This window comes from Sphingomonas sp. Tas61C01 (assembly GCF_052567495.1).
On sequence record NZ_CP199583.1, the window covers coordinates 3,653,395 to 3,669,998 of the forward strand.

Annotated in this window: 9 protein-coding genes; 4 read left to right on the top strand and 5 right to left on the bottom strand. The window is 66.3% G+C overall.

The window, feature by feature from the left end; translation table 11 throughout:
* Window positions 1-16: 16 nt before the first annotated feature.
* Together ACT009_RS17120 and ACT009_RS17125 are read right to left on the bottom strand one after the other, a co-directional pair.
* Window positions 17-1,903, bottom strand: a complete 1,887-nt coding sequence (locus ACT009_RS17120) for an NPCBM/NEW2 domain-containing protein (protein ID WP_445192253.1) — start codon at window positions 1,901-1,903, stop codon at window positions 17-19.
* 76 nt (window positions 1,904-1,979) lie between these two features.
* Entirely contained in the window at window positions 1,980-4,931 is a 2,952-nt protein-coding gene (locus ACT009_RS17125) for a TonB-dependent receptor (protein WP_445192254.1), read from the bottom strand.
* A gap of 204 nt (window positions 4,932-5,135) precedes the next feature.
* Between ACT009_RS17125 and ACT009_RS17130 the strand changes: the two genes are divergently transcribed.
* The gene (locus ACT009_RS17130) at window positions 5,136-6,560 is read left to right on the top strand and encodes a DUF4832 domain-containing protein (protein WP_445192255.1); all 1,425 of its coding nucleotides are present in this window, start codon (window positions 5,136-5,138) and stop codon (window positions 6,558-6,560) included.
* Window positions 6,561-6,568: 8 nt separating this feature from the next.
* Here ACT009_RS17130 and ACT009_RS17135 read toward each other — a convergent pair whose 3' ends face one another.
* Together ACT009_RS17135 and ACT009_RS17140 are read right to left on the bottom strand one after the other, a co-directional pair.
* Window positions 6,569-8,002, bottom strand: a complete 1,434-nt coding sequence (locus ACT009_RS17135; protein WP_445192256.1) for a tryptophan 7-halogenase — start codon at window positions 8,000-8,002, stop codon at window positions 6,569-6,571.
* Entirely contained in the window at window positions 7,992-9,491 is a 1,500-nt protein-coding gene (locus ACT009_RS17140) for a tryptophan halogenase family protein (RefSeq protein ID WP_445192257.1), read from the bottom strand. The genes ACT009_RS17135 and ACT009_RS17140 overlap by 11 nt, the downstream gene beginning before the upstream one ends.
* Before the next feature lie 284 nt (window positions 9,492-9,775).
* Between ACT009_RS17140 and ACT009_RS17145 the strand changes: the two genes are divergently transcribed.
* Window positions 9,776-13,084, top strand: coding sequence for a TonB-dependent receptor (locus ACT009_RS17145; protein WP_445192258.1), 3,309 nt, complete (start codon window positions 9,776-9,778; stop codon window positions 13,082-13,084).
* A gap of 54 nt (window positions 13,085-13,138) precedes the next feature.
* Entirely contained in the window at window positions 13,139-14,680 is a 1,542-nt protein-coding gene (locus ACT009_RS17150) for a tryptophan halogenase family protein (RefSeq protein WP_445192259.1), read from the top strand.
* Here the strand turns inward: ACT009_RS17150 and ACT009_RS17155 are convergent.
* Complete coding sequence (locus tag ACT009_RS17155; RefSeq protein ID WP_445192260.1) at window positions 14,650-15,666, bottom strand: cupin-like domain-containing protein; 1,017 nt, start codon at window positions 15,664-15,666, stop codon at window positions 14,650-14,652. The two genes, ACT009_RS17150 and ACT009_RS17155, sit on opposite strands and share 31 nt — an antisense overlap.
* 158 nt (window positions 15,667-15,824) lie before the next feature.
* On the opposite strand from ACT009_RS17155, the gene agaR reads away from it, so the two are divergent.
* Window positions 15,825-16,604 (top strand): transcriptional repressor AgaR, encoded by a 780-nt coding sequence (gene agaR / locus ACT009_RS17160; protein WP_445192261.1) that lies wholly within the window; start codon window positions 15,825-15,827, stop codon window positions 16,602-16,604.

Sequence of the window (16,604 nt, forward strand, 5' to 3'; positions counted from 1 at the left end):
CCGCGGGGGCGGCGCGTCAACGCAGCTGCGCGTCCGCCCAGGCGATCGGAAGGCGCTCGTTGGTTGCGCCGGGGGAGGTGGCGACGAGTTCGAGGATGCGGACGGCCGCGATCGGCGCGTCGAGGCGCTGCGAGGCGCCGCGGCCGATCGGCTTGCTGGTCGCGAGGAGGCGGCCGTCGCCATAGACCGCGAAGGTCACCGGTCGCTTGGCCTCCGTGGCGGAATCGTCGATGCCGACCGTGACGGTGAATCGCCGGTAGTTGTGGTTGCGGACCTCGAGCCGTGAATTGGCGAGGACGCCGAGCCCGTGGGCGTAGCGTTGCCCCGCGATCTGCAGCTGACGACCGAACGGCGTGGCATCGGCCTGTGCGCCGCCCCAGCCGGCGTAGATCGGGCGCGAACCGCCGCCATGGGTGCCTTCCCATGGCGAGATCGCGCGGTGGATCGTGGGGTCCGCGATCGGATCGGTGACGCCGTCGACCGCGGGGTTCACGTCGCCGGGCAGTTCGGACAGGTACATGCCGTCGGCCAGCTCGCGCTTGCCCGAGGCGCGGAACACGAGCGTCTCGCGCGGCTGGATCGCGAGGCTGGTCTCGCGCGTGAAGCTGGATCGTCTGGCGGTCCACAGGTCGGTCAGCTCGACCGCCGCATCGGCCCGAAATGCCAGGTGCGCCGCGGTGAGCGTCGCCTTCAGCGGCTGCGAGGAACGGTTGAGCAGCGCCACCGCCTTGGTGCCGTCCGCCAGGGTCTTCACGAAGATCTGGAGGTCGTCGGTGTCGTAGGCGACCACCGCCTGGTGTCCGCCCGGATCCTGGTTGACCGCGATCAGCGCGGCGTTGCCGAAGATGTCCATCAGCGGCTTGGGCGTCTTTCGCAGGTCGCTGCCGATCAGCAGCGGCGCGTTGATCATCGCCCAGAGCGCGAAATGGGAGCGAGCCTCGGTCAGGTGATCGGCGTCGAAATCGCCCTTGCCGATGAACAGCATGTCGGGATCGTTCCACGAGCCGGGATGCGCATAGAGCGCACGCTTCGCGCTGGTATCGAAGTTGGTGAGCATTCGGCCCCAGTCCGGGGTAATGTCGTCGCTGGTGCGCGAAATGTTGCCGACGTCCTTCGCCCAGGCACGGACGTTGGCCGACCCCCAGATGCACAGCGACAACAGGAAGTCGCCGTCGGGATTGTAACGCGCCAGTGCGGCTGCGACCGCGGCGAACTGCCTGCGCACCGCGGGGATGTTCGATCGGCTGACGGTGTCGAGATCGAGCAGCGGCGCCAGCGCACGATACTTGCCCGATCGAACCGTATCGCTGTCGGGGCCATAGGCCCGCAGGCCGCAGCCATCGATCTTGATATAGTCGAAGCCCCAGTCCGCGAAGTAGAGCCGGATGTCGCCATCGATGTGGCCCCACAGCCCGACCTCCCGCTCGGTGACGCTGCCGCGCGGCAGATTGGGTTCGTTGGGGCCATATGCCTGGGCGCAGGTGTTGCGGCCGAGATCGGTGTAGATCCCCGCCTTCAGCCCCATCGCGTGGATCCGATTGGTGAACGGCTTGAACGAGGTGGCGCCATCCGCGGTCCTTGCCGAGCCGAACTTGTCGGTGCGCACCAGCATCCGCCCGTCGGCGCGCCGGTGATCCCACCAGCCCTCGTCGAGATTGACGTAGCGATAGCCCTTCGCCGCGAGGCCGCTGTCGACCATGATTTTGGCCGACGCGACGACCTTTTCCTCGTCGACGTCGGTGAAGAACGCGTTCCAGCTGTTCCAGCCCATCGGCGGCGTCTGCGCCTGGCCGGCGGTGTTGGCGGACCAGCGACCGCTCGGCGCCAGCGGATCGATCTCGCGTGCGCTTGCGGCGGAGGTCAGCGCCAACGCGGCGCTGGTGGCCAGAAGAAACAATCTCATGCGCGGTCCTCATAATCCTGGCGGTCGCCGGGGCGTGTTCGCCATTGCCCCGATCGCCGCTGCCGAAGCATCGGGCCTATAGCCGGCCGCGCAGCCCGAAGAAGAACGACCGGCCCGAATATTCGTAGAAATTGGGCAGGTTGCGATAATCGTTGAACCGCTTGGTCGCCGACCCCAGCAGGTTCGATCCCTGCACGTAGACCGACAGGTTCTTGGTCAGATCGTAGGACAGGCTGGCGGAGACCTCGTGATAAGGGTCTTCCTTGATCGGCAGGTAGCTGAGGTTGCCCGCCTGCGCATAGGTGAATCGCGACTGGAAGCTGTAGGAAACCTGCGCGCCGATGCCGTGGTTTTCGTAGAACAGCTTGCCATTCGCCGAGAATGGGATCGCACCCGGGAGATCGGTGGTGATGTCGCCCGATTTCGCGCGCGACCGGTTGTAGGTGGCGTTCGCCTGGATGCCGAAGCCATTGTCGAGGAAATACTGGCCGCCGATCTCGACGCCATAGACGTTGGCGCTGTCGCCGTTGCTGACCTGATATTCGACGAAATCGAAATTCTGCTGCTGGTTGGCCGGCTGCGCGGTGGGCGTGATCACCACGTCGACCGGGATGGTCGATACGAAGTTGGTGATGTGTTTGAAGAACGCTGCCGCGGTCAGCGCCAGCCGGTTCGACGGGTAATATTCCACCGATACGTCGAGCTGGTCCGCTTCGGTCGGCTTCAGATCGGGATTGCCGGCATCGTAGATGATGTAGGTGCCCGACTGCGCCGAGGTGGCGTCCTTGGCGGGCGAGAGCTGGCCGAAGGTCGGCCGTGCGATCGCCTGCGAGGCGGCAAGGCGGAGGCGGAGGCCGTCGGCGATGTCGTAGGCGAAGTTCGCGGCGGGCAGCAGGCGCGTATAATTGCCGCCGCCGTTGATCGCCTCGACGTCGTTGAACGAGACCGCATTGTCCTGCGTCCCGACGCGCGGGATGATGCTAGCGATGCTGGCACCGTAGCCGACCGACGAGACCTTGGTCGACACCAGGCGCGCGCCGAGATCCGCACGCCATTTCGGCCCCTCCAGGTTGAACTGGAAATAGCCCGCCCAGGTCCGCTCGCCGATCCGATAGGAGGCGGGAAGATCGTCCTGAATGATCTGGTTCGAATAGCCGGCGGGATAGGGCGACAGCGAACAGCCCTCGATCGGGGTGCCGGTGGCGTCGAGGCAGCTGTTGGGGTTGAGGATCGCGGGATTGTTGTCCGCCCGCGACAGGGCGCCAAGATAGGTGTCGATGTCGAAATAGGGCAGGCGGCGCGGGAAATCGCCCTTCAGCTTCGACAGGATCTCTCCCTTGGCCGGCGGCCGTACCACCTGAGCGTCGATGTCGCCGAACGAGAAGGGATAGCCGCAATAGTTGCACGACGTGGTGTATTGATTGTCGATCTGCTCGACCGTCTTCTTGCGGTCGGTCCAGGCCGCGCCGAACGTGATCGATTTGAAGTGGCCATTGTCGACGCGGTACTCGCCGTCGAGCTTCGCGCTCTCGATCCGGTCGTCGATGTTCTGGCCCTGAATGCCGATATAGTGCGCGCGGAAATCGTCGTTGGTCGCCTGGTCAAGCGTACGGCCGCCGGGCAGGCGGATGGCGAGATCGGGCAGCCCGCCGTTCCGCGTCGCGAAGGTCGCGGACGCACCAGGAATGCCGGCGACGACGAAGCGGTTCTGCCCGCCGGTGTCGTCCTGCGCCTTGCCGTAATAGCCGTCGATGCCGAGCTTCAGCCGGTCGCTCGCCTGCCAATCGAGATGGCCACCGATCTGGTAGGTCTGGCTCTTGCGCGGTTCGTCGGTGGTCAGCACCTCCGATACCAGATCGTTGATCTTGAAGCCGGTGACGACGTTGTTCTTGTCGACCGCGATCGATCCCGGGATCCAGCGCTGCGAGCCGTCGTCGCCGAGCGGATTGAGGTAGTTGGACGATCGGTAGTTATGCTGGGTGACGGTGTAGCGGCTGTAGAGGCCGTCGATCGTCAGGGCGAAGGCGCTCGAGGGCTTCCACTGGATCGCGCCGGCGCCGCCGATCCGTTCCCGCTCGCCCTCGACATAGCCGACGCTGTAATAGTCCGGCCAGATGAAGGCGGGGCCGTTGGCGTCGGGGTTGATCCGTCCATCCTGGTTGAAATCGACACCATACGCGGCCTCGGTCCCGTCGGTGAGCGAGTATTCGCCGAGATTGTCGGTGCGGAACTTGTACTTGGTGTAGCTGCCCGCGAGAAGGACGCCGATGGTGTCGTCGGCGAAGGTGTCGCTGATCACGCCGCTGGCCTTGTAGCCGCCCTTCTTCGGCAGATCGTTATACTGCCCCTCGATCGAGGCGGAGGCGTGGAAGCCCGTGCGGTCGAGCGGGCGCGCGGTGCGCAGATCGACGATCCCGCCGATGCTGCCCTCCAGCTCGGACGATCGCACCGCCTTCTGGACCTCGGCGCCGGAGATGATCTCGGACGGAAGGACGTCGAAGGCGAACGAGCGGTCGGCGCCGTCGGTCGGCAATATCCGGCCGTTCAGCGTCGTCAGCGCGAAATCCTGGCCGAGCCCGCGAACGGTGATGTTGCGACCCTCGCCACGGCCATCGCGACCGACGGTCACGCCGGGGATGTTGGCGAGTGCTTCGGCGACGTTCCGGTTCGGGAATTTGCCGAGTTCCTCCGACGAGATCGCATCGACGATCGTCGCTGCATCGCGTTTCGCCTGAATCGAGCGAAGCAGGCTGCCGCGGACGCCGCGGATGACGATGTCCTGGGTGTCGGCCTGCCCTGCCGGTTCGCCGGTGTCGCCGGGTTGCTGGGCGGGATCGCCGAGCACCGCTGCAGGATCGAGCCCGTCCGCGATCGGGGAAGACCGGTCCTGATTGGTCGGGGTCGCGTTGGCGCGGCCGTCGGCGGGTGCGTCTTGAGCGGTTTGCGCCGTGGCGGGGGAGGCGAGCAGCATCGCCGTGACGCTGGTCCCGACCAGCATCCAAATACGAATGTCGCGTGTGCGCATCATGATCACTCCCAAACCCCGGCGGCCCGCTCGTCTTCGTGCTGGGCGCGATATCTTTCGACTTTGTAACCGTCGCGTTGCCGAACTGTCAAACAGCAAACAAGCGAAACGCTTCTTTATAGCTGTCACTAAGAGCATCGGAGCTTGCCAGCAGCTCCGATATAGGCGACCAGCCTGCAAGGTTCGTTATCTTTCGCTGGAGCCCGTATGTCGATCACGCTTCTCGCCTCGGTCGTGGCCCTATTGGCTGCAACGCCTGTGCAGCGCGATGCTGTGCCGCCGGCTGATCGTTCTTACGAACCAGCTGCATCCATCGTTCGGACGACTTTCCGTCCGGCGCCCACCGGTTTCCCCAATCCGGAGCGCGGCTTCTACCTGCCGGTACAGACGGACCTGGCCAGCCTGTCGCGGCGCGAGGTCGCCGACGCCTACGCCAAGGGCTATCGTTTGATCTATGTGCGCATCGATCTCGAGCCCTATCGCGACACGGCATTGCCGACCGCGCTCCTCGACCGGCTCGAGGCCGCCTTTGCCGTCGCGCGGCACGAAGGGGTTAAGCTGATCATTCGCGCCTCGTACAACGAACCGCGGGGCGAGACCGGCTACCAGCAGGCACAGGATGCGCCGCTCGCTCGGGTGCTCGACCACCTCGCGTCGCTGGCGCCGGTGTGGAAGCGTAACGGCGACGTAATCGCCTTCGTACAGGCCGGGATGATCGGTGCGTGGGGCGAGTGGCATACCTCCTCGAACGGCCTGACCGCGCCCGGGCCGCGCACGCGGATCCGCGACGCGTTGCTGGCGGCCGCACCGGAGGACCGCTTCGTCCAGTTCCGCTATCCGCCTTATCTGATCGATTGGACGCCCCGGCTGCCGGGCATCGAGAGCGCGATCGCGGGTCGGTTCCGGATCGGGTTCCACAACGACTGTTTCCTGGCCAGCCGGACCGATGTCGGCACCTATGACGAAGATCCGGCGCGGCGCCGATCGCAGCAGGCTTATATCGACCGGCTGGGTGATCTCGCGCCGTTCGGGGGCGAGACATGCAACCCCGCGGACGATGCGGGCGCGACGCCGCGTACGAGCTGTGCGGACATTCGAGCGGACGGCGCGCGGTTCAATCTCACCTATCTGAACGCCTCCTACTACCGCCGGCTATTCCACGATCGATGGACCCGCGAAGGCTGCATCAGCGAGGTGACGCGCAGGATGGGGTACAGCATCGTGATGACGGGCGCGTCGCATCCCGCATCGGTCGTGAGGGGCGGGAAGCTGATCGTCCACGTCCAGCTTCGCAACGACGGCTGGGCGCGGATCTACAATTCGCGCGGCGTCCGGTTGGCGCTGCGCGCGCATGGCACCGACGCCGTCCGCGAGCTGGAGGCGGGCGGAGTCGATCCGCGCCGCTGGTTGCCGGGGACGCCATCGTCCGAAGCGCTGACGACGCGCCTGCCGACCGATCTCGCCCCGGGCGCATACGACGTGCTCCTGGCGCTGCCCGACGCCGATCCGCGGCTGGCGCACGATCCGCGCTATACCATTCGCTTCGCCAATGCCGACGACAAGGCGCGGCGGCAGGGCTGGGACCCATCCCTCGGCGCATTCGCCCTCGGCACGACGATCACCGTCCGTTAGGCGGGCGATCACCCCTGGCCGATGATCCTCGCCGTTTCGGCATAGGGCGGCATCGCGGCGACGTGCGCGACCAGGTGGTCACGGATACCGCGTAGCTGGCGGTCGACCTCGTCGGGCGCCAGCAGGTCGGCGAGCGAGTCGTACTGGAGTGGGCGCCAGCCCAGCGCGTCGAACAGCGCGATCCACGCCGGGGCGCCATGCGCTTCGTCGTCGACCGCGGCCACGCGGCCGCAATCGCGATAGAGCTCGATGCGCGCCTGCAGCGTGTCGGGTGCTACCATCGTACGGCATTGATCCCAGAACGGATCGCCGACCCGGCCGTTCAGCCGATAATGCGCGATCGCGAAGTCGCGCGCATCGTCGAGTTCGGCGACGGTTCGACGATTATATTCGCGTGCCTCGACCGTAGAGGCGCGATCGCCGGGCAGCGACGCCGCGAGCCGTGCAATCGCCGACACCGCAAGGTTCTGCCGCATGTCGCCGATCGGATCGAGGATTACCGCGCCGTCGCCGATCGACACGCAATTGGCTCGCCAGGGAGAAGCGGCACGCCCTGGGCGGTAGGCGACCGCGTCTGCCGGCCGATCGCCCGGCGCCGCGTCGCAATAGGCAAAGCTGTCGATCACCGCGCCGCGCAACGATGCCTGGCGTTGCCAGCCGGAGGCGTGCGCGGCGAGCGTCGCCGATACAGACGGGGCAGTGGCGACGTCGCGCGTCATGCAGGCCAGCCGGTTGCAGGGGAGCCATGCGCTCCAGTCGATCACCGCTGGTTCGTCGTCGAGCCAGTTGCCGCAATCGACGAACAGGTCGGCCGTTACCATCGTGCCGTCGTCCAGCGTCACCGATGCGATCAGCCCGGCGTCGTCCCGCGAGACGAAGGCGATGCCGGCCTCCACCACCTCGGTGCCCCGCGCCACCGCCGAGGCTGCGGATGCCGCAGCCTGGAGCGCGCCATCGACATGGAGGCCGTAGTCGAAGGCCGCTTGCGCGCTGGCATCGGCGGCGCGTGGGGGTGCGAAGCGCTGGGCGCGGGCGCTGAGGGCGCCGCCCATGAACGCGGTGAGCGGCAGCGCGGCCTGATCGCGGGTGTGGCGGGCGACCACATGCTGGATGGCGATCTGCGCAGCCGGATCGCCGATCGACCCGAAGGGAAGGAAGCCCGCGCCATGCGCTGCCCAGCCCTGCAGCACGGTGCCGACCGTGAAGTTGCCGCGAGCCCGGCGGAGCAAATCGAGCTCGTCGGCGCCGGCCGCGTCCCAGATCGCGGCAGCCTCGGGGGAGATCGTCGCGCCACGTGCGAGCGTCGCCCAGGGGCTGACGGGGTCGGTCGGCCGGATGATCTGCACGGCGATGAACGGCGGCCGCACCGCGCGGGACAGCAGGTCGGCTGCGAGCCAGGCGATGTCGTCGTTGCCGACGATCACGATGCGTTCAAGCGGCACGGGCACCGATCCTGTCGAGATAATCCGCTTGCGACGGCATCGCGTGCGCGGCGTCACAGTAGCGCGCATTGAGGGTGGCGAGCGACCGGGCGACGTCGTCCAGCGGCTGGCGTGCGGCCAGGGGATCGAGGTGCGCGGGCAGCACGCGCTGGCCGAGCAGCACCGCCACCCAGCTCGCATCGAGGAACATGCCCTCGCGGTAGTTGACGACGAGGCCGCGGCTGCGGAACGCGTCGAGCCGCTCCGCCAGCGACGCCGGAATGTCCAGCGTCCGCATGTCGTTCCAGAACGCCGAATCGTCGCGCTCGGTGGCGTGGTAATGGAGGATCAGGAAGTCCCTGATCCGTTCGTACTCGAGGCCCATCGAGCGGTTGAATTCGGCGGCGAGCGCCGGCTGCCAGCGTCGATCCGGGAACAGACCGAGCAGCCGGCCGATTGCGAGCTGGATGAGGTGGATGCTGGTCGATTCGAGCGGCTCCAGGAACCCGGCCGCCAGCCCGATCGCGACGACGTTGCCGACCCATTGCCGCCGGCGCACCCCCGCCTGGAAGCGGAGCTGGCGGACCGCGCCGAGCGGCTCGCCTTCCAGTCCAGCGAGAAGGTCGGCGGCCGCGTCGTCGTCGCCGAGATGCGCGCTCGAATAGACATGGCCATTGCCGACGCGGTGCTGCAACGGGATGCGCCAACGCCAGCCCGCCGTGCCCGCGGTCGCACGCGTATAGGGCTCCAGCGCCGCGCCGCCGTCGCACTGTACCGCGACCGCACGGTCGCAGGGCAGCCAGTGGCCCCATCGCTCGAACGGTTCCCTTTCGCCGATCAGCAAGGCGCGGAACCCCGAGCAATCGATGAACAGCGTTCCCGCCACCGCCTCGCCGCTGCCGAGCGTCACCGAAGCCACGTGGCCGGTTTCCCCGTCCGTCGCCACGTCGACGATCCTTCCTTCGCGCCGGACGACACCGCGTGCCTCGGCATAGCTGCGCAGGTAGCGGGCGTAGCGCCCGGCATCGAATTGGAAGGCGTAGGAATAGCTGCCGGCGACGCTGTCGGGATCGCCCGTAGGGTGCGCAAAGCGGTTCTGCCGGGCTGCCATCGCCGCGAGCGAATAGCGGTCGGGATCCTCGCCGCGGCCATCGCGACGCAGGCGAGCCCAGTGATGATGGAAGGCGATGCCGTCGAGGTCCTCGCCGAAACGGCCGAAGGGATGGATGTAGCTGTCGCCGATCCGCGCCCAGTCGCGGAATTCGATGCCGAGCTTGAAGGTCGCCTGGGTGCGACGCATGAAATCGGCCTCGTCGATGCCCAGCCGCGCGTTGAAGAATCGGATGTGCGGCACGGTCGCCTCGCCGACGCCGATCGTACCGATCTCGTCGGATTCGATCAGGGTCACCGAAACCGGTTGATCGACGAACTGCTTGGCCAGCGAGGCGGCGGTCATCCAGCCGGCGGTGCCGCCGCCGACGATGACGATGCGATCGATCGGGCCGGTCATGGACGCATGCGGCCGAACGATGTCGCCGGCAGTGGAAGATGTATCACCGATCCGTTCCCCTTCTGATCGTTCGGTCGTCGCGTCCGCGTCCGCCCGACACTCCCTGCGCTGTCGGCACGACCGCCGCAATGATCGTCCCCTGGCCGACAATCGGCAACATAAAGTTTCGTTGTGGCTTGCGCAGCAACAAAACGACGATAAAGTGATGCCAGAAAATATAAACCGAAAGCTAAAGGGGTATCATGGGCGCTTCAATCAGGGTTCGGCTTATCGCCTCCACCGCGTTGGCGTCATTGACCTGGGCAGCGCCCGCGGTCGGGCAGGCGGTTTCCGCCGGCGCCGCAGCGACACCCGCCGACCAGGACGGCGTCGCCCCGACCGAAACCGACGGCGACGATATCGTCGTGGTCGGCGTCCGCGCGGCACTGCAGGCAGCGGCGGAGCGCAAGCGCAATGCCGACACCTTCGTCGATTCGATCACCGCGACCGATATCGGCGCCTTCCCGGACAAGTCGGTCGCGGAGGCGTTGCAGCGCGTCCCCGGCGTTACGGTTGCGCGCACCAACCAGGGCGATGCGACCCATTATCCCGCCGAGCCGTCCGCGGTGATCATCCGCGGGCTGACGCAGGTGCGTTCGGAGATCAACGGCCGAGACTCCTTCTCCGCCTCGGCGGGCTATGGCCTGAACTTCGCCGACATCTCGCCCGATCTGCTCGCCGCGGTCGATACCTACAAGAACCAGTCGGCGGACATGATCGAGGGCGGGATCGCCGGCACGATCGACCTGCGGACGCGGCTGCCGTTCGACCAGCAGGGCACGCTGTTCTCGCTGACCGGCACGGCCAATTACGGCACGCTCAGCAAGAAGTTCACGCCCGACGTGTCGGGCCTCGTCTCCACGCGGATCAGCACCGATATCGGCGAGTTCGGGCTGATGGCGAGCGGCGCGTACTCGCAGATCAAGACGATCTCGCAAGGGGCGCTCGTCACCCGCTACGTGCCGTTCGCGGCGGGTGTGTACGGACCCGAGCCGACCTACATCCCCAATGGCTTCCTGGAGACCCGGTCGCGCTACGACCGTGAGCGCAAGGGCGCGTCGGCGGCATTCCAGTGGCAGAGTACCGACGAGACATTGCTGTTCACCGCCCAGTATAATCGCTCGCAATACAACAACATCGCGTACGAAAACAGCTTCACCAGCTATTGGGCCTATGTCCCGCAGACCACGCCGCAGACCCAGATCTTCACCGATCCGACGTTCATCGCCCCGCCGCGCGGCGGCGCACCCTTCGTCTTCGCGCCCGACGGTCGGTTCCAGAGCGGCACCGTGACCACGTCGCTGGGTCAGGGGGGTTATGGATCGGTCGACGCGAACGGCGCGTACATCCCGACATCCACCAATATCTTCGGCGTGCTGCCGAGTGGCCAACCCTACATCCAGCCCTGCAACTTCACCGCCAATGGAGGGGTGCCCTGCCGGCTCGGCGTGCCGATCAATACCACGACTCGCTATATCGGCGAGCGCCGCCGGGTCGCGGACATGTCGTTCAACCTGAAGTGGAAGCCGACCGACCGGCTGTCGGCGACGGTCGACTATCAGCACGTCAACGCGCATTCGCGGTCCGACGACACCACGTTCAACCTTCGCACCTATGCCGACATCGACCTGGATCTCGAGGGCGAATACCCGTCGGTGAGCCTGTTGCCGCCTTCGGGCTACAACACGTTCGGATCGGATCCGCTGTCGAATTCGGCGAACTACAGCCCCGAATCGATCATGGACCACATCACCGACAGCGACGGGCAGCTCGACGCGTTCCGCGGCGACCTATCGTACAAGATCGGCTCAACCTGGCTCGATGAGATCCGCGTCGGTGGCCGCTACGCCAATCGGCGGCAGCAGCATAACTGGTCGGCGTACAATTGGCAGGCGATCTCCGCCGACTGGACGGCCAATCCCGCCGCCAGCTATTTCGTCGACAGCGGACCATCCTACAATCCGGACGGGACGATCCTGTTCCAGGGGTACGAGCCGGGATTCTACGAGACCAAGTCGTTCGGGCGGAACATCCTGACCGGCGACATCATCGACCATGACCAGTTCATCTTCCCGACCGATGCGGTGACGTCGAGCAAGGAGGAGCTGAAGAAGCGCTTCAGCGTCCAGGGACAGACCGACCAGGGCGGCACCGCGTCTTCGTTGTGGAACGCGATCTGTGATCGTCCGCAGGAGGCGGAGGACAGCTGCTTCACCCCCGGCGAGATGCTGAACGTGCGCGAACGCACCAAATCCGCCTATGCGATGGTGAAGTTCGGCGGGCCCGACGCGCGGCTGTTCGACAAGGTCGGGGTACGCGGCAATTTCGGCCTGCGCTGGGTCGAAAACGAGATCCGTAGCGGCGGCGCGACCACCTTCGCACAGCCGTTCGACGCCTCCGCCACCAACTGCCTGCCGTTGACCGCGGCGCAGGCGGCGGCGCTCGCCCAGAATCCCTATCTGATCACGCCGGCCTGCCTGGCCAAGGCATCGGCGGACGACATCGCCTTTTCCAGCGGGGACTTCGTCACCTCCACGGTCAACACCAAGCACACCAACTTCCTGCCGAGCTTCAACCTCGTGCTTGATCTCGACCGCAGCTGGCTGGTCCGGTTCGCGGCATCGCGGGCGATATCGAAACCCGATATCGGGCTGTTGAAGAACTTCACGATCATCCAGCGCGATTCGCTGGTGCAATCCGACATCGTGCAAGGCAATCCCAAGCTGGTGCTCGACGCGCAGGGCCGGCCGGTGAGCTATAATTTCGACTATTCGGCGCAGATCACCAACCCGCGGCTGAAGCCGATTTCGGCTAATCAGTTCGACCTCGCGATCGAGCATTATTCCGCCAAGGGTGGCAGCTTCAGCGCCACGGTGTTCTACAAGAAATTCTTCGATTATATTCAGAACGGCACCTTCTCGGTCCCGATCACCAACAATGGCGTGACCCGCGAGATCGTTGCGGTGGGGCCGGTCAACGGCGACGGCGCGTCGGTCTACGGCATGGAACTGGCATACCAGCGCTACTTCAACTTCCTGCCGGCGCCGTTCGACGGGCTGGGCGTGCAGATGAATTACACCCATGTCTGGAATTCGGGGGTGAAGAACACCAATCTCGTCGTCGAGACCAACCCCGATGGCGGCGGCACCGCCACCGCGTTGTCGGCGCAGCCGGGGCGGATCAACCCGGGCAAGCTCGAGCAATTGTCCGACGACGCGTTCAACGCGGTGTTGCTGTACGAAAAGGGCCCGGTCGGCGTCCGTGTGGCGTATAATTGGCGGTCACGGTATCTGGATTCGGTCAACGACTGCTGCCTGGGCTTTCCGGTCTGGCATACGTCGGAAGGCTTCCTCGATTCCTCGGTGCGCTTCGCGCTCACGCGGCGGATCGAGTTCAACATCCAGGGATCCAACCTGCTCGGTACGAAGATCCGCACCGAGGCGCAGGTGCGCGGGCCCACCGACGAGGATCCGAACCAGAAATCGCTGTTCCTGCCGGGCAGCATCTTCGAGACCGATCGCCGAATCCTGGCGGGCGTGCGGTTCAAGCTCTAAGCACGTGCCGGGCGTGACGATCGCAGGTCGTCGCGCACTGGACGGGTGAGATGGATGAGTAAGCCGGCGGCACGAAGACTGGTGATCGTCGGCGGCGGCACATCCGGCTGGATGGCCGCTGCCGCGTTCGGCAAGACGATCGGGCGAAGCGCGCGGATCACGCTGGTCGAATCCGACGCGATCGGCACGATCGGGGTCGGCGAGGCGACGATCCCGATCATCGACACCTTCCACCGGGTGCTCGGCCTGAGCCCGCTCGACATCGTCCGCCACACGCAGGCGACGTTCAAGCTCGGCATCCGCTTCGACGACTGGCAGCGGATCGGCGCCTCCTACTTCCACCCGTTCGGCAAATACGGCGTCGATCATGCCGGGATCAGCTTCATGCGGCATTGGCTGCGGCTGAACGCCGATAACGGGTTGCTCGATCATGGACGCTTCAACCTGGAAACCATGGCCGCACGGAGCGGGCGGTTCACGCTGATGCCGCCGACCACCGCGGACGGCCCCGCGATCAACCATGCCTATCAATTCGACGCTACGCTCTACGCCGCGCTGCTGCGCGACTTCGCCGAGGCGCATGGGGTCGAACGGATCGAGGGACGGGTCGTCGATGTCCGGCAGGACGCCGCCAGCGGCGATGTCGCGGCGGTCACGCTGGAGGATGGCCGCGCGATCGAGGGCGATCTCTTCATCGACTGTTCGGGCTTTCGCGCGCTGCTGATCGGGGAGACGCTGAAGGTCGGCTATGACGACTGGAGTAAGTGGCTGCCGTGCGATCGCGCCTGGGCGGTGCCGAGCGCGCCGTTGAACCCGATCCCGCCCTATACCCGGGCGAGTGCGCGGTCGTCGGGCTGGCAGTGGCGCATTCCGCTGCAGCACCGCACCGGCAACGGCTATGTCTTTTCCTCTGCCTTTCAGAGCGAGGAGGCGGCGCGCGCGGAGTTGCTCGCGAACCTGCCGAGCCCGCCGACCGCGGAACCGCGGCTGCTGCGGTTCACGACCGGGCATCGCACCGTGTTCTGGCGGAACAACGTCGTCGCGATGGGGCTCGCGGGCGGGTTCATCGAGCCGCTGGAGTCGACCGCGATCTATCTCGTCCAGGCCGCGATCATGAAGCTGATGGCGTTTTTCCCGAGCGATCCGATCAGCCCCAATTTAGTGGACAGGTTCAACCGGGCGATGGCGGACGAATATGGCTTCGTCCGCGATTTCATCGTCGCGCATTATACCGTGACGGAGCGCGACGACACGCCGTTCTGGCGGCATTGCCGTACCCAGGATCGGCCGGATCGGCTGGTGGAGCGTCTACGCCTGTTCGCGGATGACGGGCTGGTCGTCGATCACCCGGACGATCTGTTCAAGGAGGCGAGCTGGCATGCGGTGCTGCTCGGCCAGGGATTGCGGCCGGCGCGCTATCCAGCACTCGCGGGGATGACCCCGCATAGCGAGGCGGTGGCGCTCGCCACGCGGATCAGGGACGCGGTCGATGCGCGGGTCGGCAGCTTCCCGCCGCACGAGGCGTTCCTGCGTTCCTGCCTCGATCCGCGCGCCGCGGCGCCCGCTCACAGGCGTGAGAGGATCTTCATCAGATAGGCCTTGATCATCTGGTTGCGGCCGGGAGAGGGCGGGGCGAGCACGCCCTGGGCATGATCGGGCAGGTGCGCCACCGCCGCGACGGCATCGGCGGAGAACACGTAATGATCGAACCACGCCCGCCACGCGGTGCGTTCGGCTAGCGGCAGGTCGCGGATCGACGCGACGCCATGCATCATCGCGGCGAACGGCATCGTGTTCGGGCCGTCGCGATACCAGTAGTTGACCATCACGTTGAGCGGCTCGGTCGACTGGACGTGGTGCCACCACAGCGAGGGGATGAAGAGCGCGTCGCCGGGCACGAGCTCGGCATATTGCGCATGCTTCCACGCCTCGGCGAAGCGTGGGTAGCGGGCGAGATCGGGGGCGAGCGGATCGACCATGCTGACCGGCTGGCCGGCTGGCGTGCGATCGACCGGGCCGATGTAGAGGTTCGCGACCTGTTCGGGCGGAAAGAGGATGAAGCGCCGGGCGCCGCCGACGACACAGGCGACATTGTGCGACCCGTCGTAATGGGTCGCGGTCTGCGTCGCGTTGCCGATCCAGATCCGCGGCTCGCCACCGGGCGTCGGCAGCGGCAGCGGATTGGCCGCGGCGAACGCCGTCGCACTCTGCGCGGCGGGGGTCGCGCCCGCGTAGAGCGACGGTGGATCGGGTGTGCCGACGAGCGCGACCAGGCGGTCGAGCAGGTCGCTCAGCGCGATCGGATGCGACTTGAAGTTGAGCCCACGCAGGTCGTTCGAATAGAAGAACCGCCCGCCGATGTCGGGGGCAGCGGTGAACAGCGTCGTCGGCTGGCCGCTGTCGATCGCCTTCAGATACGTCGCTATCGCCGCGGGGCCGGCGCGACCAGCGGCGACGATCGGCCAGCGAGCGACGAGGCCGCGCATCACCACGGGACGATGCTGCGGCACGATGTCGCGCAGATAGGTCGTCACGTCGGGTGCGTCGATCGACGCGATCTCGGCCGGTTTCCCCATCATCATACCTTGACCCACCATATGCCACTTCGTGTCCGCGCGATATGTTGCGCAAGCACATGACCAATAGCATGGATAGGGCGAACAGCGCGGAAACGAAATCGCCGCCCAAGTTGCCGGTATGATTGGCGGCTGATAAACAGATCGAAACAGGGGAGCCGATCTTGGCCGCAGTCCGCGATACCAGTGAACGTCGTCAGCAGATCAGTGCGATGGTACGCGAACGGGGCAGCGTCCAGGTCACGCCGCTGGCGCGCCGGTTCGGCGTGTCGGTACAGACCATCCGCAAGGACCTCCACTATCTGCAGGAACGCGGCGTCGCCGAGCGGGCCTATGGCGGCGCGATCGCGGCGGACGCGGTCAACGTCGTCGCGGAGGCGCCGGTCGAAACCAAACGGTCGATCCATACCGACGAAAAGGCGCGGATCGGCGCGCTGGCGGCGGCGATGGTGATGCCGGGCGAGTCGATCGTGCTCGATTCCGGAACCACCACGCTGCAGATCGCGCTGGCGCTGCGCGACGACGAGGACATCACCGTCCTGACCAACGACCTGGAAATCGGCGCCGCGCTGTCGCGCAAGGAACGGATCAACGTCGTGATGCTCGGCGGCACGCTGCGCCGGAAGAACATGGCCTTTTACGGCGCGCAGACGGTCGCGTCGCTCGACGACCTGCATGTCGACAAGCTGTTCCTCGGGGTCGACGGGCTCGACATCGAACGCGGCATCACCACCCATTTCGAACCCGAGGCGATGCTGAACCGCAAGATGGTACAGGCCGCGCGCAGCGTCATCGCGGTGACCGATCGGTCCAAGTTCGGCCGGGTCTGCCTGCACCGCATCATCAATGTCGAGGAAATCGACCACCTCGTCACCGACGAGGCGGTCACCGACGAGGTGCAGTCCGCGAGCGAGCGCCTCGGCTTCCGGATCCACCTCGCCTGA